Annotated in this window: 15 protein-coding genes, 2 rRNA genes and 1 pseudogene; 5 read left to right on the top strand and 13 right to left on the bottom strand. The window is 73.7% G+C overall.

Translation table 11 applies throughout. The features are described 5' to 3' along the window. Positions 1 to 283: 283 nt before the first annotated feature. The 3 genes from OTB16_RS34975 to OTB16_RS34965 all read left to right on the top strand — a co-directional run bounded on the left by OTB16_RS34975 (position 284) and on the right by OTB16_RS34965 (position 5309). On the top strand, positions 284 to 2095 hold the full coding sequence (locus OTB16_RS34975; RefSeq protein ID WP_267726462.1) for a glycoside hydrolase family 15 protein: 1812 nt from the start codon (positions 284 to 286) through the stop codon (positions 2093 to 2095). Positions 2096 to 2278: 183 nt separating this feature from the next. Continuing rightward, positions 2279 to 3661, top strand: coding sequence for an FAD-binding oxidoreductase (locus OTB16_RS34970; RefSeq protein ID WP_267726396.1), 1383 nt, complete (start codon positions 2279 to 2281; stop codon positions 3659 to 3661). A 22-nt stretch (positions 3662 to 3683) separates the two neighbouring features. After that, a complete protein-coding gene (locus OTB16_RS34965) occupies positions 3684 to 5309 on the top strand; it encodes a PucR family transcriptional regulator (protein ID WP_267726394.1) in 1626 nt (541 codons plus the stop codon). A 251-nt stretch (positions 5310 to 5560) separates the two neighbouring features. Here OTB16_RS34965 and OTB16_RS34960 read toward each other — a convergent pair whose 3' ends face one another. From OTB16_RS34960 to OTB16_RS34940, 5 genes are all read right to left on the bottom strand, one after another. Continuing rightward, the gene (locus tag OTB16_RS34960; RefSeq protein ID WP_267726393.1) at positions 5561 to 6679 is read right to left on the bottom strand and encodes a glycosyltransferase family 4 protein; all 1119 of its coding nucleotides are present in this window, start codon (positions 6677 to 6679) and stop codon (positions 5561 to 5563) included. A 208-nt stretch (positions 6680 to 6887) separates the two neighbouring features. After that, a complete protein-coding gene (recN, locus tag OTB16_RS34955) occupies positions 6888 to 8606 on the bottom strand; it encodes a DNA repair protein RecN (protein WP_267726460.1) in 1719 nt (572 codons plus the stop codon). 104 nt (positions 8607 to 8710) lie between these two features. Then, positions 8711 to 9628, bottom strand: a complete 918-nt coding sequence (locus tag OTB16_RS34950; RefSeq protein ID WP_267726391.1) for an NAD kinase — start codon at positions 9626 to 9628, stop codon at positions 8711 to 8713. Further along, positions 9625 to 10440, bottom strand: a complete 816-nt coding sequence (locus OTB16_RS34945; protein WP_267726389.1) for a TlyA family RNA methyltransferase — start codon at positions 10438 to 10440, stop codon at positions 9625 to 9627. Before OTB16_RS34945 ends, OTB16_RS34950 begins: the two co-directional genes overlap by 4 nt. A 7-nt stretch (positions 10441 to 10447) precedes the next feature. Next, on the bottom strand, positions 10448 to 10750 hold the full coding sequence (locus tag OTB16_RS34940; RefSeq protein ID WP_267726387.1) for a hypothetical protein: 303 nt from the start codon (positions 10748 to 10750) through the stop codon (positions 10448 to 10450). A 64-nt stretch (positions 10751 to 10814) separates the two neighbouring features. Between OTB16_RS34940 and OTB16_RS34935 the strand changes: the two genes are divergently transcribed. Continuing rightward, positions 10815 to 11162, top strand: a complete 348-nt coding sequence (locus OTB16_RS34935; protein ID WP_267726385.1) for an SCP2 sterol-binding domain-containing protein — start codon at positions 10815 to 10817, stop codon at positions 11160 to 11162. Here the strand turns inward: OTB16_RS34935 and OTB16_RS34930 are convergent. The 4 genes from OTB16_RS34930 to OTB16_RS34915 form a co-directional block, all read right to left on the bottom strand. Next, complete coding sequence (locus tag OTB16_RS34930) at positions 11146 to 12066, bottom strand: ABC transporter ATP-binding protein (RefSeq protein ID WP_267726383.1); 921 nt, start codon at positions 12064 to 12066, stop codon at positions 11146 to 11148. The two genes, OTB16_RS34935 and OTB16_RS34930, sit on opposite strands and share 17 nt — an antisense overlap. Beyond that, on the bottom strand, positions 12063 to 13064 hold the full coding sequence (locus OTB16_RS34925) for a FecCD family ABC transporter permease (protein ID WP_267726458.1): 1002 nt from the start codon (positions 13062 to 13064) through the stop codon (positions 12063 to 12065). The genes OTB16_RS34930 and OTB16_RS34925 overlap by 4 nt, the downstream gene beginning before the upstream one ends. A 68-nt stretch (positions 13065 to 13132) precedes the next feature. Beyond that, complete coding sequence (locus OTB16_RS34920; protein ID WP_267726381.1) at positions 13133 to 14197, bottom strand: FecCD family ABC transporter permease; 1065 nt, start codon at positions 14195 to 14197, stop codon at positions 13133 to 13135. A gap of 36 nt (positions 14198 to 14233) precedes the next feature. Then, on the bottom strand, positions 14234 to 15331 hold the full coding sequence (locus OTB16_RS34915; RefSeq protein ID WP_267726379.1) for an HAD-IIA family hydrolase: 1098 nt from the start codon (positions 15329 to 15331) through the stop codon (positions 14234 to 14236). Positions 15332 to 15419: 88 nt separating this feature from the next. On the opposite strand from OTB16_RS34915, the gene OTB16_RS34910 reads away from it, so the two are divergent. After that, complete coding sequence (locus OTB16_RS34910; RefSeq protein WP_267726377.1) at positions 15420 to 16691, top strand: DUF1015 domain-containing protein; 1272 nt, start codon at positions 15420 to 15422, stop codon at positions 16689 to 16691. A gap of 73 nt (positions 16692 to 16764) precedes the next feature. Here the strand turns inward: OTB16_RS34910 and OTB16_RS34905 are convergent, their stop codons facing one another. The 4 genes and pseudogenes from OTB16_RS34905 to OTB16_RS34890 form a co-directional block, all read right to left on the bottom strand. After that, entirely contained in the window at positions 16765 to 17682 is a 918-nt protein-coding gene (locus OTB16_RS34905; protein ID WP_267726456.1) for a tetratricopeptide repeat protein, read from the bottom strand. A gap of 681 nt (positions 17683 to 18363) precedes the next feature. Then, positions 18364 to 19092, bottom strand: a pseudogene (locus tag OTB16_RS39850) (DEAD/DEAH box helicase); the annotation flags it as partial. Positions 19093 to 19464: 372 nt separating this feature from the next. After that, a 5S ribosomal RNA gene (gene rrf / locus OTB16_RS34895) occupies positions 19465 to 19581 on the bottom strand. Positions 19582 to 19688: 107 nt separating this feature from the next. Continuing rightward, positions 19689 to 19784 (bottom strand): 23S ribosomal RNA (locus tag OTB16_RS34890); the annotation flags it as partial.

The raw sequence follows: 19784 nt of genomic DNA, 5'->3' as shown, positions 1-19784 counted from the left end.
CCGGCGACGCCCGGCGACCCGGCTCCGGAGGGTGCCGCGGGGAAGTTCCCCCTGCTCACCCGTTTGGCCGTGTCACATTCTTCGCAGGCTTAGGTGGATCACTAGGGTGCCGTCATATCCTGCTCGGATATTGCGAACATCGCCGCCGGGCAGACCGTCAGACGGCCGACCCGAGCCGATATGCGGAATCATTGGCTCAACGCGGCGTTCCCCACCCATGGGAGACCGCGCAAACCGCGCAATGCAAGCGCCCTTCGGGGCGGACGTGGCCGTTCGACTGGAGATGCACGTGTCCGGGCGCATCGAGGATTACGCACTGATCGGGGACATGCAGACAGCGGCGCTGGTCTGTCGGGACGGGGCGGTGGACTGGTTGTGTCTGCCCCGGTTCGACTCCCATGCCGTGTTCGCGAGCATTCTCGGCACCGAGGATCACGGCTTCTGGCGGATCGGCCCGGCCTTCCCGGCGGGCGTGGACGCCCCCCGCGCCACGCGGCGCCGTTACCGCGGCGACTCGCTGGTGCTGGAGTCGGAGTGGGACACCCCCCGCGGAACGGTCCGGGTCATCGACTTCATGCCGCCCCGCGAGGACCACGCCCCGCAGCTGATCCGCATCGTGGAGGGCGTCAGCGGCCGGGTGCCGATGCGCTCGGCCCTGCGCATGCGCTTCAGCTACGGACGGATCGTGCCGTGGGTGCACAAGGTCGACGGCCGCACGGTGGCCGTCGCCGGCCCGGACTCCGTCTGGCTGGACACCGACGCGCAGACGTACGGCAAGGACCTGACGACGTACTCCGACTTCACCGTCGGGCCCGGCGACCGGATGGCGTTCAGCATCAGCTGGCAGCCCTCCCACAAGGGCGCGCCGGAGACCCCGGACGCCGGGGAGGCCCTGGAGGCCACCGCCGAGTTCTGGCGCGAGTGGGTCGAGCAGTGCACGTACCACGGGCCCTACCGGGAGGCGGTGGTCCGCTCGCTGATCACCCTCAAGGCCCTGACGTACGGCCCCACGGGCGGCATCGTCGCTGCGCCGACCACCTCCCTGCCGGAGGAGATCGGCGGGGTCCGGAACTGGGACTACCGCTACACCTGGCTGCGGGACGCGGCCATCACCCTGTCCTCGCTGCTGCGCACCGGCTACCGCGAGGAGGCCCGCGCCTGGCGCGAGTGGCTGCTGCGCGCGGTGGCCGGGGACCCGGAGAACCTCCAGATCATGTACGGGATCGCGGGCGAGCGCGAGCTCGGCGAGACCGAGCTGGACTGGCTCCCGGGCTACGAGGGCTCCACTCCGGTCCGGGTCGGCAACGGCGCCGCCGGCCAGCTCCAGCTGGACGTGTACGGCGAAGTCACCGAGGCCCTGCACCTGGGGCACATGACGGGGCTGGCGCGCAGCGACTACGCCTCGCTGCTCCAGCTCAAGCTGATCCGCTACCTGGAGACCCACTGGGACCAGCCGGACGAGGGCATCTGGGAGGTGCGCGGCCCGCGCCGCCACTTCGTGCACTCCAAGGTGATGGCCTGGGTGGCCGTGGACCGCACGATCAAGCTGATCGAGAGCGGTGACGCGGACGGCCCGCTGGAGCGCTGGCGCGAGCTGCGCGACGAGATCCACCAGGACGTGTGCGAGAAGGGCTACGACAAGGAGCGCAACACCTTCACCCAGTCGTACGGGTCGAAGGAGCTCGACGCCTCCCTGCTGCTGATCCCGCAGATGGGCTTCCTGCCACCGGACGACAAGCGGGTCATCGGAACCATCGAGGCGATCCAGCGCGAGCTGTCCACGCCCGACGGGTTCATCCTGCGCTACCCGACGTCGGGCGGCGAGGCCGGCGTCGACGGACTGGAGGGCGACGAGGGCGCGTTCCTCGCCTGCTCGTTCTGGATGGCCGACGACCTGGCGATGATCGGCCGCGTCGACGAGGCGCGGCGGCTCTTCGAGCGGCTGCTGGCGCTCCGCAACGACCTGGGGCTGCTGGCGGAGGAGTGGGATTCGCGGCTCCAGCGGCAGGTCGGGAACTTCCCGCAGGCCTTCAGCCACGTCCCGCTGATCGACACGGCGCTGCGGCTGACCGCGAGCGGGGCGTACGGGGGCTAGCCCCGGACCGGACGACGCGGCGCCGGGCCCGCACGCGGGTCCGGCGCCGCCCGGCTGTCCGGACCCGGCCGGGCCGGGCGGTCGTACGGGCCGGGCGGGGCGCTGCGTTCCCGGCGCGCCCCGGTCCACGGGGCCGCCTACGCTGGAAGGGTCCTATGCCCTCCCCGGTGGAAGGGGGCAGCCATGGCTCCCCTCTCGAAGGCGGGCGCGGCACTGACCGCGCTCCGCGAGGATCTGGCCGGCGAGGTGTTCGCCCCGGGGGATCCCGGGTACGACGAGGCCCGGGCCGTCTTCAACTCCATGATCGACCGCCGTCCGGCCGCCATCGCGCGGTGCGAGAGCGAGGCCGACGTGGTCACCGCCGTACGGTTCGCCCGCGGGCTGGACCTGCCGGTCGCGGTGCGCGGCGGCGGACACAGCGTCGCCGGCAACGCCAGCGGGGACGGCGCCCTCGTGATCGACCTGCGCCGGATGAGCGACGTGACGGTCCATCCGGCGGCCAAGGCGGTCCGCGTCGCGGGCGGCGCCACCATGAGCCACCTGGACCGGGCCTGCCAGCCCCACGCGCTCGCGACCACCGGCGGCCGCGCCTCCACCACCGGCGTCGGCGGCTTCGTGCTCGGCGGCGGTTCCGGCTGGCTGGACCGCAAGTGCGGCCTGGCCGTCGACAACCTGCTGGGCGTGGACCTCGTCACCGCCGACGCGGAGATCGTCACGGCGACCTCCGAGGACAACCCCGAGCTGTTCTGGGCCCTGCACGGCGGCGGCGGGAACTTCGGCGTCGCGACCTCCCTGACCCTGCGCCTGCACGACCTGCCCGACATGTCGATGGCCCTGCTCATGTACGCGCCGGAGCGCGGGCCGGAGGCGGCCCGTCTGTTCCGGGACCTCGTCGAGGGCGGCCCGGTCGAGGCGAGCGGGGGCATCATCTACCTGACGGCGCCGCCCGAGCCGTTCGTTCCGCCGCACCTGGTCGGCACCCTGCTGTGCGGTGTCCTGCTGACGTACGCCGGGCCCGAGGACCGGATGCGGGAGCTGGCCGCTCCGCTGCTGGACCTCCCCCACGAGGCGGAGATGGTCACCGGCCTCCCGTACGCGGACCTCCAGTGCATGATCGACGACCCGCCGGGGATGCGGAACTACTGGTCCGCCGAGTACCTGACCGGGCTGCCGGACGAGCTCGTCGACGTGTTCTGCGCCCGGGCGCACTCCATGCCGGTCCCGACCGGCACCCAGCACATCCTGTTCCCGCTGGGCGGGGCCATCGCCGACGGCCCGGCCGGGTTCCCCGTCCCGTACCGGGACTCGCCCTGGGCGGTGCACCCGTTCGGCATCTGGGAGGACCCCGCGGACGACGAGCGGTGCCGGGCGTGGGTGAAGGACGTACGGGCCGACGTACAGCCGTGGAGCACCGGCGCCGTCTACCTCAACTTCACCGGCGACGAGGGGTCGGAGCGCGTCGCGGCGGGACTCGGCGAGGACAATCTGCGCCGGCTGGGAGCCGTGAAACGGCAGTACGACCCGGACAACGTCTTCCGTTTCAACCACAACATCCAGCCCACCTGACCCCCTGATAGCGTCCCGCGATATGGACAACCAGGGCGGGATCACGGTTCAGCGGGCACTGGAGCTGCCGGGACTGCGCAGCGGGCTGCCGGAGGTGGTGGCCTGCGCCGACCGGCTCGGGCGTACCGTCCGCTGGGTGCACGCGGGCGAGGTCCCCAACATCGCCTCCCTGCTCAAGGGCGGCGAGCTGCTGCTGACCACCGGCCTCGGCCTCGGTACCCGGCCCGCCGAGCAGCGCGCGTTCGTACGGCGTCTCGCGGACCGGGGGATCGCCGCGCTCGTGGTCGAGCTGGGCCCGCGCTTCACCCGGCTGCCGGCGACCATCGTGGAGACCGCGCGCACGGCCGGCCTGCCCCTGGTCCAACTGCACCGGGAGGTGCCCTTCGTGACGGTCACGGAGGAGGTCCACACCGAGATCGTGAACGGCCACTACGCCCTCCTCCAGCGGGCCGAGGAGGTCCACCGGCGCTGTACGGAGGCCCTGCTGGGCGGCGGCGGGATCCAGCAGGTGCTGCGCATCCTGGCCGACTTCACGGCGAACCCGGTCTTCCTGGAGACCCCCGACGGCCAGCTGTTGTACGCGGCCGGCAGCTCGGCCGGGGACGCGGGCGCCGATCCGCTCCAGGTCTGGGAGGGCCTGCGCGGCCAGCGCGAGGTCGAGGCGTCCGCGAACACGGTGGTGATCGACGTTCCGGGCGGCGGCCACGGCACGGGCTCGGTCCGCGCCCGGGTCGTCCTGGTCGGTGTCTCGGCCCCGCTGGCCCCCGTGCACCGGATGGCGGCGGAGCGCACGGCGGGCGTCCTGGCGGTGGTCCTCATGCAGGCCCGGCAGGAGGACGAGCTGGCGGCGCGCGGCCGCGGCGACTTCCTGACGGACCTGGCCGAGGGCCGCATTCCGGCGGAGGAGGCCCCGGCGCAGGCACGGGTGCTCGGCTTCAAGCCGGGCCCGGGCCCGCTGCTGCCGGTGGTGATGCGGCTGGCCTCCGACCTGGGGCCGTCCGGGAACTGGGCGGTTCTGGCCCGCGCGGTGCTGGAGGAGCTGGCGTCCGTCGGGGTCCCGGTGCTGCTGGGCGTACGCCCGGTCGAGGGCCGGGTGCCGCTGCTGGTCTCCCTGCGCGCGGAGTCGGAGCGCACGGCGGTGGCCGACCGGGTCGCGCTCGCGCTGCGGGCGGGCGTGGAGCGGGCGGGTCTGGACCGCGCCGTCGCCCCGCCGGCGGTGGTCGTGGGCGTCGCGGGCGGCTGGGCGGCCGCCTCGGCGGGCCTGCGCCACGCGGCGGAGACCGCCACGGCGGCCCACGGACTGCCGGCCCGCCCCTGGTACGACGCCCGGCGCCTGGACATCGACCTGCTGCTGTGGCGGCTGCGCGAACACCCCGACCTGGCGGCCTTCGTGGACCGCGCGATCGGCCCGCTCCGGGCGCACGACGTGACGTCGCGGCCGCCGCTGCTGCCGACCCTGGAGACGTACCTGGCCCACGCGGGCCGCAAGGCGGAGACGGCCCGCGAGCTGCACCTGAACCGGCAGACGCTGTACAACCGCTTGGCCCGCATCTCGGACCTGCTGGGCACGGACCTGGACGACCCGGAGACCGTCCTGTCCCTGAGCCTGGCCCTGCGCGCCCGCCGCCACACCACCACCCCGTCCTGACGCGCCGCTCGCACGGCTCGGCCCGGGCGGGCCTCTCCGGCTCCGCGCCGCTGCGCCGGACTCCGTCCGTCGGGCCCCGGGCGGGGCCCCCACCGTCGCCGGCCGGGTTCGGGTGGGTGGCCCTGTGGGGCCGTTCCCCTACCCGCCCTTCCCCGGGGCTCCGCCCCGGCCCCGTCGGCGTCCGGGTCGCGGCGTCCGGGTCGCGGGGTCCGGGGCCCAGCCCCGGCAGCGGCGCCGCGCCCGCCCGCCCGCTACCGGCGGCCCCGCTCCGTCAGCTCGTCGTAGACCGACAGGACCTGCGCCACGGTGTCATCCTCAGACGGCCACGTCGCGGCCTGCAGCCGCCCCGCCTCGGCGAGCGCCACCCGCCGTGCGGGATCCCCCAACAGCCCGGTAACGGCGCCGGCCAGCGCCTCCGGGTTCCCGTACGGCACCAGTGCCGCGCCCTCGCCGACCAGTTCGGGCAGGCCGCCGACCGCCGTGGCCACCAGCGGCACCCCGACCCGCAGCGCCTCCTGCGCCAGCGGCGCCCGCGCCTCCCACCGGCTCGGCAGCACCGCCAGGTCCGCCGCCGCGAGCAGCTGGACGGCGTCCCGGCGGCGCCCGAGCAGCCGTACGGGCAGGCCTTCGGCCTCGATCCGCCGGGACAGTTCCGCCCGCAGCGGCCCCTCCCCCGCGATCACCAGCAGCGGTACGGGGTCCAGGGCCCGCCACGCGCGCGCCGCGTCGAGCAGGACGGAGTACCCCCGGTGCGGCACCAGGCTCCCGACCGTGACCAGCAACGGCCGGCCCACCGCGCCGAGTTCCGCGCGCACCTTGCCCGGATCGGGCGGCTCCGGGCCCTCCGGGCCGGCCGGTACCGCCACCGGCGCCAGCCGGGCGTCCCGCGCCCCGCGCAGCCGGGCCAGGTCCACCTGGTTCGAGGAGGCCCCCAGGACCACCGCCGCGGCGCGGGCCACGTGCCGTTCCAGCAGCCGGCCGAGCCGCCCGGGCGCACCGCCCGCCGCGGGGCCGTCGCCGTGCCAGCTCACCACCAGCGGCACCCGGCGCCCGCGCAGGGCCAGCGCCGCCCGCATGCCGGCCCGTACCCCGTGGGCGTGCACGACGTCGGCCCCCGCGCACGCGGCGCGCAGGGCGCTCGACGCGTCGGGCTCGAACAGCGCTCCCGCGCCGGTGAAGTCGTACTCGCCCTCGGAGGCGACGGGGGCGCACACCGTGACCCGTACCCCGCGCGCGGCGAGCCCGGTCGCGAGCGAGCGGACGTGCGCGCCGCTGCCCGCGGCACTCGCGCCGAGTACGTGGAGGGCGCGCAGGGGCGGCCGCCCGTAGGGCTGGGCGGGGACCGGGGAGGAGACCGGGGAGCTGCTCACGGGCCGAAGCTCCAGGGTGAGGGAGTCAGAGACGTCGCCCAGGATGCCAGCCCGTACGCGCGTTCCGGGACCATACGGGTGCGTATTCCGTACGAGATACCGCCGGATGCCCCCCAGCCTCACCCACACGGGCTATCCCCGGCTCCCCAGGGGGCGCGAAAAGGGGGCCCGAGCCGCATCGCGCGCCCCGGGCCCCGTCCTCACGCGCTCAGGCGTCCGCGCGGGCCGCGGCGAGGAGTTCCTCGGCGTGCGCCCGTGCCGAGGCCGAGTCCTCGTGGCCCGCCAGCATGCGGGACAGCTCGCGGATGCGGGCCTCGCCCTCCAGGACGGTGACGCCGCTGCGCGTCACCGATCCGTCGCTGGTCTTCTCCACCAGCAGCTGCCGGTCCGCGAAGGCGGCCACCTGCGGCAGGTGCGTGACGACGACGACCTGGGCGGACTTGGCGAGCTTCGCCAGCCGGCGCCCCACCTCGACGGCCGCCTTGCCGCCGACGCCCGCGTCCACCTCGTCGAAGAGGTAGGTGGGCACCGGATCGGAGCCGGCGAAGACGACCTCGACCGCCAGCATCACCCGGGACAGCTCACCGCCCGAGGCGCCCTTCGCGATCGGCCGCGGCTGGGCTCCGGGGTGCGGGGCCAGCAGCAGTTCGACCTCGTCGGCGCCCGACGGGCCGTATGCCACGGTCCGGCCGCCGACCTCCACCCCCTCGGGGTCGTCGGCCTGCCGGATGTCGATCGTGACCCGCGCGTGCGGCATCGCCAGCGAGGCCAGCTCCTCCGTCACCGCGGAGGCGAAGAGCGTGGCCGCCTCCACCCGTGCGTCCGTCAACGCCTGCGCCAGCTGGGAGAGTTCGGCGCGCAGCCCGTCGCGCTCGGCGGTCAGTTCGCCGATCCGCTCGTCGTCGCCGTCGAGTTCCAGCAGCCGCGCCGAGCCCTGCTCGGCCCACTCCAGTACGGTTTCCACCGAGTCGCCGTACTTGCGGGTCAGCTGGGTCAGGGCCGCACGGCGCTCCTCCACCGCGGCCAGCCGCAGCGGATCGGCGTCCAGGTCGTCGGCGTAGCCCGCCAGTTCCCCGGCCACGTCGGCCAGCAGGATGCCCAGCTCTCCGATCCGCTCGGCGAGCACGCCGAGCGCCGGGTCGTGGGAGCGTACGGACTCCAGGGCCCGGTGCGCGCCCGCGACGAGCATGTTGGCGTCGATGGCCTCCGGGTCCTCGGGGTTGCCCCCGAGCGCCGCGTGGGCCACCTGGGCCGCCGACGCCAGGGATTCGGCGTGGCCGAGCCGCTCCGCCTCGGCCGCCAGTTCGACGTCCTCGCCGGGCAGCGGCTCCACGCCCGCGATCTCGTCCAGCCCGAAGCGGAGCAGGTCCGCCTCCTGGGCGCGTTCCCGGGCCCGGGTGGTGAGGGTGTCCAGTTCGACGGCGACGGCGCGCAGCCGCCGGTAGGCGGCGGCGTACTTCTCCAGCGGTACGGCGACGGCGTCCCCGGCGTACCGGTCGAGCGCCTGCCGCTGCCGGGCCGGGCGCAGCAGCCCCTGCTGGTCGGTCTGTCCGTGGACGGCGACCAGGTCGTCGGCGAGCTCGCCGAGCAGGCCGACGGGCACGGAGCGGCCGCCGACGTGGGCGCGCGAACGCCCCTCGGCGGACACGGTCCGGCTGATCAGGAGGGCGCCGTCGTCGAGCTCGGCGCCGGCCTCCTCCGCGCGCAGCGCGGCGGGCGCGTCCGGGCTCATGACGATGCGGCCCTCGACCACCGCCGCCTTGGCCCCGACCCGCACCAGGGCGGGGTCGGCGCGACCGCCGAGCAGCAGCCCGAGGCTGGTGACGACCATCGTCTTGCCCGCGCCGGTCTCGCCGGTCACCGCGGTGAATCCGGGCGACAGCTCGACCACCGCGTCGTCGATGACTCCGAGCGACCGTATCCGCATCTCCTCAAGCACGGGACGACGATACCGAGGTTTCACTGGTGCCATGTGACGTCACCCGCCCAGGGTTCTGCGAACGGACGTGCTATTACGCGAGGGGTACGGGCTCAGTGGGGAGCCCCGCGCCATCCGGACACCGGCAACGCGAACTTCGCGACGAGCCGGTCCGTGAAGGACGCGTGGTGCAGCCGGGCCAGCCGTACGGGCACCGCTCCCCGCCGGACCTCCACCCGCGCCCCGGCCGGCAGCTCCAGCATCCGCCGGCCGTCGCACCACAGCACCCCGGGCGGGGTCCCGGGCTGCACCTCGACCGCCAGCACCGAGTCCGGCGAGGTCACCAGCGGCTTCGCGAACAGCGCGTGCGCGCTGATCGGCACCATCAGCAGCGCCTCCACCTCGGGCCAGACCACCGGCCCGCCCGCGGAGAAGGCGTACGCCGTGGAGCCCGTCGGGGTGGCGCAGACGATCCCGTCACACCCGAAGCCGGTCACCGGGCGCCCGTCGATCTCCAGGACCACCTCCAGCATCCGTTCCGGGGACACCTTCTGGACCGCGGCCTCGTTCAGCGCCCAGTCCTGGTGGACCACGTCGCCGTTCGTGCGCACGGTCACGTCGAGGGTCATCCGCTCCTCGACCTCGTACTCCCGGGTCACCACCCGGTCCACGACCTTGTCCAGGTCGTCCCGCTCGGCCTCGGCGAGGAACCCCACCCGGCCCAGGTTGACGCCCAGCATCGGCACCCCCGAGCCGCGCGCGAACTCCGCACCGCGCAGCAGGGTCCCGTCCCCGCCCAGCACGATCAGCAGCTCGCAGCCCGCCAGCACCTCCGGGGTGCACTCGGCCACGAGCTCCACCTCGGGCGGCAGCGGCAGGTCCACCGCCTCGTCCTGGAGTACCCGTACCCCCAGACCGCACCGCAGCAGACCCTGCACGACCAGCTCGGCACTGCGGATGGCCGCGGGCCGCCCGGTGTGCGCGAGCAGGAAGACGGTCCGCCCCACCCCTGAAGCCGATGAATCTGTCACTGAGGCCCCTCCGCCACTGCCCTGTCGACATCCCCCGGGTCGAGGGCCGGTGCCCCCGCCCGCAGCCAGAGAAAATACTCGACGTTGCCCGAGGGACCGGGCAACGGACTCGCGGTCACCCCGAGCACGCCCAGCCCCAGCTTCCCGGCCCGCGCCGCGACGTCGCGCACCGCCTCGGCCCGCAGCTCCGCGCTGCGCACCACCCCGCCGCTCCCGAGGCGGTCCTTGCCCACCTCGAACTGCGGCTTGACCATCAGCACCAGGTCCGCGTCCGGGGCCGTGCAGCGCACCAGCGCCGGAAGCACAAGGCCGATCGAGATGAAGGAGAGGTCGCTCACGACCAGGTCCGCGGGGACGCCGTCGATCTCCTCGAGCGTCAGCTCGCGCACGTTCGTACGGTCCTTCACGGTGACCCGGTCGTCGCTCTGCAGCGACCAGGCGAGCTGCCCGTACCCCACGTCCACGGCGACCACGTGGGCCACGCCCGCCCGCAGCAGCACGTCGGTGAACCCGCCGGTGGACGCGCCCGCGTCGAGCGCCCGGCGGCCCTCGACCCGCAGCCCCCGCGGCCCGAAGGCCGCCAGCGCCCCGGCGAGCTTGTGGCCGCCGCGGGACACGTAGTCGGGGTCGTCGTCGTCCTTCAGGACCACCAGGGCCGCGCTGGTCTCGACCTGCGTCGCGGCCTTGGTGGCGGCGGTCCCGCCCACGGTCACCCGGCCCGCGGCGATCAGCTGCGCGGCGTGCTCGCGCGAGCGGGCCATGCTGCGGCGTACCAGTTCGGCGTCCAGGCGGCGGCGTGCCACTCCTGCCACGTTCGGTTCAGCTCCTGTTTTCGTACGGACCAGGGACGGGTGGTGCGTCCAGCGCGGTCAGCGCCTCGCGCAGCCCCCTGTGCACATCCTCGTACACCGCGACGTGTCCGTCCGCCGTGAGGCCGTCGGCGTCCGCCAGCCGCGCCAGCTCCGCGTCGACCCCGGCGTGGCCGGTGGGGGTGCGTACGACACCCAGCGCCACGGGCCCGGCGGGCGCGGCGGCGCGGTCACCGGCCCCGGGCCCGTCGTCGGCCCCGGCCACTCCGTCGCCCTCGGCCACTCCGTCGGCCTCGGCCGCTTCGTCGGTCATGCCCCGACGCTACCCCGAAGCGCCCCGCGACCACGTACGGCTCTGCGGTACCGTCGTGATCACGATGGCTACGACCGAAGAGTGCCGCGAAGCACTCGACCGACTCTCCGGCGACCTCGCGGGCGCCGACGGCGGTGTGCGCGGCGCGGCCGCGCTCGACCGCTCCCTCAGCTGCCACATCACGGACCTGGACCGGACCTTCACCGGCCGCCTCGACGGCGGCCGGATCAGGGTCGACGCGGTCTCCCCGGGTCCCCCGGCCACCAAGGCCGAGATCCGGCTGGCGATGACCGGTGACGACCTGGTCGCGATGGTCGCGGGCCGGCTGAAGTTCGCCAAGGCCTGGGCCTCGGGCCGGGTCAGGCTGGAGGCCGGGTTCCGCGACCTCCTGCGCCTCAAGAGCCTGCTCTGAGGCCCGCCGCGGCCCCCTGTGATCCGGGCCCCCAAAGCCCGTCAAGCCCCTGAACCGCCGTCGCCGCCGCGCGGGCCTTCGTACGGGCCCTGCGCGCCGCCGGGATCACCAGCGGCGTGCCCGTCGCGGGGTCGTCGATGACCTGGCAGTTCAGCCCGAACACCCGCTCCACCAGCTCGGCGGTGACCACCTCGGCCGGCGGCCCCTCGGCGACGACCTCCCCGGCGCGCATCGCGATCAGGTAGGTGGCGTAGCGGGCGGCGTGGTTGAGGTCGTGCAGGACGGCGACCAGGGTGCGCCCCTGGTTCTCGTGCAGTTCGGCGCACAGGTCCAGCACGTCGAGCTGGTGCTGGATGTCCAGGAAGGTCGTCGGCTCGTCGAGCAGCAGCAGCGGCGTCTGCTGGGCCAGCGCCATCGCGATCCACACGCGCTGCCGCTGCCCGCCGGACAGCTCGTCGACGGAGCGGTCGGCGAGTTCGGCCACCCCGGTCGACGTCATCGACTCGACCACGATCCGCTCGTCCTCGGGCGACCACTGCCGCAGCAGCCCCTGGTGCGGGTACCGGCCGCGCGCGACCAGGTCGGCCACGGTGATCCCGTCCGGCGCGATCGAGGACTGCGGCAGCAGGCCCAGCGTCTTGGCCACCTTCTTGGCCGGCATCGACCCGATGGCCTGCCCGTCGAGCAGCACCCGGCCGGCCGACGGCTTCAGCATCCGCGACAGGGCGCGCAGCAGCGTGGACTTGCCGCAGGCGTTGGGGCCGACGATCACCGTGAAGGAGTGGTCGGGGATCTCCACCGACAGGTTCTCGGCGATGACCCGCTGGTCGTAGCCGAGGGTCACGTTCTCCGCGGTCAGCCGCTGCACTTGCCCACTCCTCACGTTCCTGGTTGTCGCGGTCATATACGTCCCGCCTTGCGTTCGGTGACGAGCAGCCAGAGCAGGTAGACGCCGCCGACCAGCCCGGTCACCACGCCCACCGGCAGCTGGTCGGCGCCGAAGGCGCGCTGCGAGGCCCAGTCGGACACCAGCAGCAGTACGGAGCCCATCAGCCCGGCCGTCAGCAGGTTCCCCCCGGGCGAACGCGTGAGCCGCCGGGCCAGCTGCGGCGCGGCCAGCGCGATGAAGCTGATCGGCCCGGCCGCCGCGCTCGCCGCGGTGGTGAGCAGGATCGCCGCCAGCATCAGCAGCAGCCGGGTCCGCTCCACCGGTACGCCCAGCGCGTACGCGGCGTCGTCGCCCATCTCCATCATCCGCAGGGCCCGGCCGTGTCCGAGGATCACCGGGAACAGCACGGCGCACACCGCGAGCAGCGGCCACACCTGCGCCCAGTCCCGGCCGGCCAGCGATCCGGTCAGCCAGACCAGCGCGCGGCTGGCCTCGACCAGCTGGGCCTTGGTGATCAGGTACTGGATGACGGCGACGAGCACGGCGGAGGCGCCGATGCCGACCAGGACCAGCCGGTAGCCCTGGATGCCCTTCTTGTACGCCAGCAGGTAGACGGCGATGCCGGCCAGCAGGCCGCCGACCAGGGCGCCGACGGCCACCGCACCGGCGCTGCCGTTGAACAGGATGATGACGACGAGCGCGCCGACCGCCGAGCCGTACCCGAAGCCGAGCAGGTCGGGCGAGCCGAGCGGGTTGCGGGACACCGACTGGAAGACGGCCCCGGACATGCCGAGGGCGGCGCCCACGAGCAGCGCGACCAGCACGCGCGGCATCCGCAGGTCGTTGACGATGAAGTCGTCAGCCGGGCTGCCGTTGCCCAGCACGGTCCGTACGACGTCCCACGGCGCGATCGGGAAGTCGCCGGTGCCGATGAGCAGGACCGCCAGGACGAAGGCCGAGGCGGTGAGCAGTACCGCGACGGACACCGCCCGCCGGTCGACCCGCAGCGACATCCCGCCGGGCGACCGCACCGCACGGGGCCCCGCCGACCGAACGGGCTGGTCGGTCGGGAGCTTCGCGGTCACAGCTGGGCCATCCTCTTGCGCCGGACGAGGTGGATGAAGACGGGGCCGCCGATGAGCGCGGTCACGATGCCGACCTGGAGTTCCGCGGGCCGGGTGATCACCCGGCCGAAGACGTCGGCGCCGAGCAGCAGCACGGGCGACAGGACGGCCGAGTAGGCGAGCACCCAGCGCATGTCGGGGCCGGTGAAGGCCCGTACGAGGTGCGGGACCATGAGGCCGACGAACGCGATGGGCCCGCAGGCCGCCGTCGCCGCACCGCAGAGCAGGGTGATGGCGGCCATCGCCGCGATCCGGGTCCGCGTCAGGCTGGCCCCGAGCGCCCGCGCGGTGTCGTCGCCCATCGCCATCGCGTTCAGCGGCCGCCCCAGGGTCAGCGCGACGACGGCGCCGACGAGCAGGAAGGGCGCCACCTGCCGGACGGTGTCCGCGTTCGCCGAGGCCAGCGAACCCACCGTCCAGAAGCGCAGCTTGTCCAGCGCCTTGCTGTCCATCAGCTGTACGGCGTTGATGTAGCCGACGAGCGCCGCACTGGCCGCCGTACCGGCGAGCGCGAGGCGCACCGGGGTCGCGCTGCGGCTCCCGCCGAGTACGTACACGAGGACGGAGACGGCGGCGGCGCCGAGGAAGGCCCACCACACGAACTCGTCGAGGGAGCTCGCGCCGAAGAAGCTGATCGCGGAGACCACGGCGGCCGCGGCGCCGGCGTTCACGCCGAGGATGCCGGGCTCGGCCAGCGGGTTGCGGGTCAGCGCCTGCATCACCGCGCCCGACAGGCCCAGCGCCAGCCCGACCATCAGCCCGAGCACCGTGCGCGGGACCCGCAGGTCCCGGACCACCACGTCGGAGGGCGTCCCCGTGAAGTGGAAGAGGCCGTGCCAGACCTCGTCGAGGGGCATCTGCCGGGCGCCCACCGCGATGCTCACCACCGCGATCAGCGCCAGCACCACGAGGGCGGCCAGCAGGCCGGCGGCGCGGGCGCCGTGGCGCGGACGGGCCGCGGCGGCGGCCTGCCCGCTCGCCGCGCGGCCCGGTTCTGGTTCTGGGGGACTCTCGACCAACACGCGAGTTAGGTTAGCCTACCCTGCCTCCCTCACCGTTCAGAGGCCCAGCCGGGCCAGCGCCTTCTCCGCGTCGAGCGTGCAGGACCCGTCCCCGGCCGCGCTCCAGGCCGCCGCGCACAGCGCCCGCAGCCCGTCGATCGGATCCCCGTCCGGCTCCCCGGATCCGCCCAGTTCCTCGGGCCCGCCCTGTTCCTCCGGCCCGCCGGCCTCACGGACGGTCCGCAGCTCCAGCACGTCGGCTCCCGCCGCGCAGACCCAGTCGCCGCAGCGCCACGCGCCGTCGTCCCCGGTGACCTCCGGCTGTCCGGTCAGCAGGCCGCGCAGGTCCCGGTCCACGTACGTCGGCCGGTGCCGGGGCTCGGCCCGCAGCAGCTGCGCGGCGTCCGTCACCCCGGTCAGCACCAGGAGCGAGTCCACGTCCCCGTTGAACGCGCCCTCGATGTCGGTGTCCAGCCGGTCCCCGACCACCAGCGGCCGCTTCGCCCCGGTCCGCAGCACGGTCTCGCGGTGCATCGGGGGCAGCGGCTTGCCCGCCACCTGCGGCTCGGCGCCGGTGGCGATCCGTACGACCTCCACCGCCGCCCCGTTGCCCGGCCCGATCCCGCGTGCCCCGGGGATCGTCAGGTCGGTGTTGGACGCGAACCACGGCACCCCGCGGTTGACCGCGTAGGCCGCCTCGGCGAACCGCGACCACTGCAGCTCCGGGCCCCCGTACCCCTGGACGACCGCCGCGAGACCCTCCTCGTCGGAGGACTCCACCGGCACCAGCCCGCGCTCGCGCAGGGCGACCCGCAGCCCCTCGCCGCCGATCACCAGCACCTTCGACCCCGGCTCCACCTGCTCCGAGATCAGCCGGGCCACCGCCTGCGCCGAGGTGATCACCTCGTCCGCCTCGGTGGGGATGCCCAGCTCGCCCAGGTGTTCGGCGACCGCGTCCGGCGTCCGCAGGGCGTTGTTGGTGACGTACGCGAGGTGCATCCCGTCGGCCCGGGCGGCGGCGAGGGACTCCACGGCGTGTGCGATGGCCTGCCCGCCCGCGTACACCACCCCGTCGAGGTCGAGCAGGGCCGTGTCGTACGCCTGGTGCAGACTCCGGTCGCTCGCCCCGGGACTGTTCCTGCTCACGCTGGTCATCCTGTCCGCTCCCGATGTGTTCGATCTGTGTGATTCCTCGGTCACCCCCGATCATCCCGCATCGCGAGACGGGTCTTACCATGCACCAATGACCACACCTGGCACCGCTGACCACGGGCTTCGTCTGATCCCGTTCCACGGCCTGCGCTACGTTCCGGAGCGGGTCGGCAGCCTCGCCGCCGTCACCTCACCCCCGTACGACGTGGTCGTACGCCCGGACGGAGTCGATCACCTCGAGTCCGCCGATCCGCACAACATCGTGCGCCTGATCCTGCCCCAGGCCGGTACCCCGGCCGCCCGCAACGAACAGGCCGCGCGCACCCTCCACGACTGGCTCGCCGAGGGCGTCCTCAGCGCCGACCCCGAGCCCGCCCTGTACGTGTACGAGCAGCGCAGGGCCGGGCTGCTCCAGCGCGGCATCATCGGCGCCCTCGCCCTGTCCGCCGCCGACGCGGGCATCGTCCTCCCGCACGAGGACGTCATGCCGGACGTCGTCACCGACCGCGCCGGCCTGATGCGGGCCACCTCGGCGAACCTCGAACCGCTCCTGCTGACCTACCGGGGCGACGACCCCCGCGCGGGCGCGACGGCGGTCGTCGAGCGGACGGCGGGGCGTGCGCCCCTCCTGTCCACGACGACCGAGGACGGTTTCCAGCACCGCCTGTGGGCCATCACCGACCCGGACGAGCTGGCGGCCGTCACCGCCGACCTGGGCCACCGCCAGGCCCTGATCGCCGACGGCCACCACCGCTGGGCGACCTACCTGCGCCTCCAGCAGGAGCACGGCTCCCCGTCGCCGTGGGACTTCGGCCTGGTCCTCCTGGTGGACACCGTCCGCTACCCCCTGGAGGTCCGCGCCATCCACCGGATGCTGCGCCGCCTGCCGGTCGCCGACGCCCTCGCGGCGCTCGACGGCCTCTTCCGGGTGCGCACGGTCGACGGGCCGCTCCCGCTCGCCCTGGAGGCCCTGGCGGACGCCTCGGAGCGCGGCAACGCCTTCCTGCTCACCGGCGACGGCCGCTTCCACCTGGTCACCGACCCCGACCAGGCGCTCCTCGACCGTACGGTCCGCCACGACCGCCCGGAGGCCTGGCGCCGGCTGGACGCGACCGTGCTGCACGCCACACTGCTCGACGCCATGTGGAACGTCCCGGACACCCCGGAGCACATCACGTACATACATGACACCCCGTCGACGGTGGCCATGGCGGAACGCCACGGCGGCACCGCGGTCCTGCTGCACCCGGTCCGGGAGGACGTCGTACGGAACCTGGCCCGCCAGGGCGTGACGATGCCCCGCAAGTCGACCTCCTTCGGCCCGAAGCCGGCGACGGGGCTGGTCCTGCGCGGCCTGACCTGACACGCGCCTTCGAACCCCGGAGACGCAGAAGGGCGGTACCCCGGCCGGGGTACCGCCCTTCTCACGTCAGACCTCAGGCCTTGTCGCGGTCCGCGTCCGGCTCGTCGGTGGCGACGTCCTCGTCGGTGACGTCGAACTCGTCGTCACGGTCGTCGGGCTCGTCATCGGCTTCAGCGTCGGCTTCGGCGTCGGCGTCGGCCTCGTCATCGGCGCGGACGGCGGCCGCGGGCCGCTCCTGCGGCTCGTACTCGTCGTCGTCCTCGTCGTAGTACTCGGCGACGTCGGAGGCACGCTCGGCCGCGGCGACCTCGGCATCGTCGTCGTCATCCTCGTCGTCGACATCGACATCGACGTCCTCGGCCGACGCGTCCACGAACTCGACGCCGTCGAGCTCCGCGAGGCGGTCGGAGGCGTCCGTGGCCCCGTCCTTGTCCGCTTCGAGCGTCTTGGCGAACCACTCGCGCGCCTCGTCCTCGCGGTCGGCCGCCAGCAGCGCGTCGGCGTAGGCGTACCGCAGGCGCGCCGTCCAGGGCTGGACGGTGCTGGAGGCCAGCTCCGGGCTCTGCAGGGTGACGATGGCGGCTTCCAGCTGCCCCTGGTCACGGCGGGCACCGGCGGCGACCAGACGCATCTCGACCTGGCCGGCCTTGTCCAGCTTCTGCACCTCGGGCTCGCCGGCCATGGCCAGCGCCCGCTCGGGGCGGCCGAGGCCGCGCTCGCAGTCGGCCATGACGGGCCACAGCTCGACGGAGCCGGTCATGCGCTTGGCGGCGCGGAACTCGGCGAGCGCCTCGCTGTACTTCTGCGTGGCGTACGCGGCGAAACCGGCGGCCTCGCGGACGGCGGCGACGCGGGAGGCCAGACGCAGGGCGATGCGCGAGTAGGCGTACGCCCGCTCGGGGTCCTCGTCGATCAGGCGCGCGACCATGACCAGGTTCTTGGAGACCTCCTCGGCCAGCCCCTTGGGCAGGCTCAGCAGCTCCTGGCGCACGTCGGAGTCGATCTCGAAGCCGGTGACGTCGTCGTCGATCGGGAGCCGCTTGACCGGGTCACGGTCGGAGCGGAAGTCACGGTCGCCGCCACGGTCATCGCGACCACGGTAGCCACCACGGTCACCACCGCGATCGTCACGCCCACCACGGAACCCACCGCGGTCGTCATCCCGACGCGGGTAGGACGGACGGTCGCCACCGCGGTCGTCACGACGCGGGAAGCTCGGACGGTCGCCACCACCGCTGGAGGACGGACGGCCACCACGGTCATCGTCACGACGCGGGTACGACGGACGGTCGCCACCGCGGTCGTCACGACGCGGGAAGCTCGGACGGTCGCCACCACCGCTGGAGGACGGACGGCCACCACGGTCATCGTCACGACGCGGGTACGACGGACGGTCCCCGCCACCACTACGGTCATCGCGACGGAACCCACCGCCGGCACTGCCACCACCGGAGGGACGGTCATCCCGACGCGGGTAGGACGGACGGTCCCCGCCACGGTCGTCACGACGCGGGAAGCTGGGACGGTCGCCACCACCGCTGGAGGACGGACGGCCACCACGGTCATCGTCACGACGCGGGTACGACGGACGGTCCCCGCCACCACTGCGATCGTCACGGCCGCCGCGGAACCCACCGCGGTCGTCATCACGACGCGGGTACGAGGGACGGTCGCCACCACGGTCGTCACGACGCGGGAAGCTCGGACGGTCCCCACCACCGCTACGGTCGTCACGACGGAAACCGCCGCCACCACCGGAGGGACGGTCATCCCGACGCGGGTAGGACGGACGGTCGCCACCGCGGTCGTCACGACGCGGGAAGCTCGGACGGTCCCCGCCACCACTGCGGTCATCACGGCCGCCGCGGAACCCACCGCGGTCGTCATCACGACGCGGGTACGAGGGACGGTCGCCACCACGGTCGTCACGACGCGGGAAGCTCGGACGGTCCCCACCGCCACTGCGGTCGTCACGACGGAAACCGCCGCCGCCACCACCGCTGGAGGGACGGCCACCACGGTCATCGTCACGACGCGGGTACGACGGACGGTCCCCGCCACCACTACGGTCATCGCGACGGAAACCGCCGCCACCACCGGAGGACGGACGGCCACCACGGTCATCGTCACGACGCGGGTACGACGGACGGTCCCCGCCACCACTACGGTCGTCACGACGGAAACCGCCGCCACCACCGGAGGGACGGTCATCCCGACGCGGGTAGGACGGACGGTCGCCACCGCGGTCGTCACGACGCGGGAAGCTCGGACGGTCGCCACCACCACTGCGGTCGTCACGACGGAACCCACCGCCGCCACCGCTGGAGGACGGACGGCCACCACGGTCATCGTCACGACGCGGGTACGACGGACGGTCCCCGCCACCACTACGGTCATCGCGACGGAACCCACCGCCACCGGCGCCCGAGGCGGGGCGCCCACCACTGCGGTCGTCACGACGGAAACCGCCGCCGGCGCTGCCGCCGCCGGCCGGACGGCCACCGCGGTCGTCACGACGGAACGGGGGTCGGTCGCCGCCACGGTCGTCACGGCCCCCGCGGTAGCCGCCCCTGTCACCGCCGTCGTTGCGCCGAGGCTCGCGCTCCGGACGATCGTCGGGAGAGTTGGACATGGGTGTGACTCCTGTCTTCGGGGTACCGCTAGTCATTCTTGCGCAACCAACCCATGGCCGCGCTTCGGCGTAAAGATGTGGAAAAACAAAAAGACCCTTGGTCCAGCGTTGAACGCTGGACCAAGGGTCCTTTGAAAGATTGTTCGGCGGCGTCCTACTCTCCCACAGGGTCCCCCCTGCAGTACCATCGGCGCTGAAAGGCTTAGCTTCCGGGTTCGAAATGTAACCGGGCGTTTCCCTAACGCTATGACCACCGAAACCCTATCGGTTTCGAGCGAACAAGCACACTTTGTAGTTTTTGTTCTAGCTCCAGAAACCAGCAACTGTTCGTTGCTTCAGAACTAACACAGTGGACGCGAGCAACTGAGGACAAGCCCTCGGCCTATTAGTACCAGTCAGCTTCACCCGTTACCGGGCTTCCACATCTGGCCTATCAACCCAGTCGTCTACTGGGAGCCTTA

It is taken from the genome of Streptomyces antarcticus (assembly GCF_026627255.1).
GTDB lineage: Bacteria > Actinomycetota > Actinomycetes > Streptomycetales > Streptomycetaceae > Streptomyces > Streptomyces antarcticus.
The sequence above is the reverse complement of the archived record's forward strand: the minus strand, read 5'-3'. Positions and strand labels throughout refer to the sequence as shown.

What these genes read in the sequence shown, in the direction of transcription:
- OTB16_RS34935 (WP_267726385.1), top strand. Translation starts at nt 10,815, where the DNA reads ATGGCTACGACCGAAGAGTGCCGCGAAGCACTCGACCGACTCTCCGGC.
- OTB16_RS34975 (WP_267726462.1), top strand. Translation starts at nt 284, where the DNA reads ATGCACGTGTCCGGGCGCATCGAGGATTACGCACTGATCGGGGACATG.
- OTB16_RS34970 (WP_267726396.1), top strand. Translation starts at nt 2,279, where the DNA reads ATGGCTCCCCTCTCGAAGGCGGGCGCGGCACTGACCGCGCTCCGCGAG.
- OTB16_RS34930 (WP_267726383.1), bottom strand. Translation starts at nt 12,066, where the DNA reads ATGACCGCGACAACCAGGAACGTGAGGAGTGGGCAAGTGCAGCGGCTG.
- OTB16_RS34915 (WP_267726379.1), bottom strand. Translation starts at nt 15,331, where the DNA reads ATGACCAGCGTGAGCAGGAACAGTCCCGGGGCGAGCGACCGGAGTCTG.
- recN (WP_267726460.1), bottom strand. Translation starts at nt 8,606, where the DNA reads ATGCGGATACGGTCGCTCGGAGTCATCGACGACGCGGTGGTCGAGCTG.
- OTB16_RS34965 (WP_267726394.1), top strand. Translation starts at nt 3,684, where the DNA reads ATGGACAACCAGGGCGGGATCACGGTTCAGCGGGCACTGGAGCTGCCG.
- OTB16_RS34940 (WP_267726387.1), bottom strand. Translation starts at nt 10,750, where the DNA reads ATGACCGACGAAGCGGCCGAGGCCGACGGAGTGGCCGAGGGCGACGGA.
- OTB16_RS34910 (WP_267726377.1), top strand. Translation starts at nt 15,420, where the DNA reads ATGACCACACCTGGCACCGCTGACCACGGGCTTCGTCTGATCCCGTTC.
- OTB16_RS34925 (WP_267726458.1), bottom strand. Translation starts at nt 13,064, where the DNA reads ATGTCGCTGCGGGTCGACCGGCGGGCGGTGTCCGTCGCGGTACTGCTC.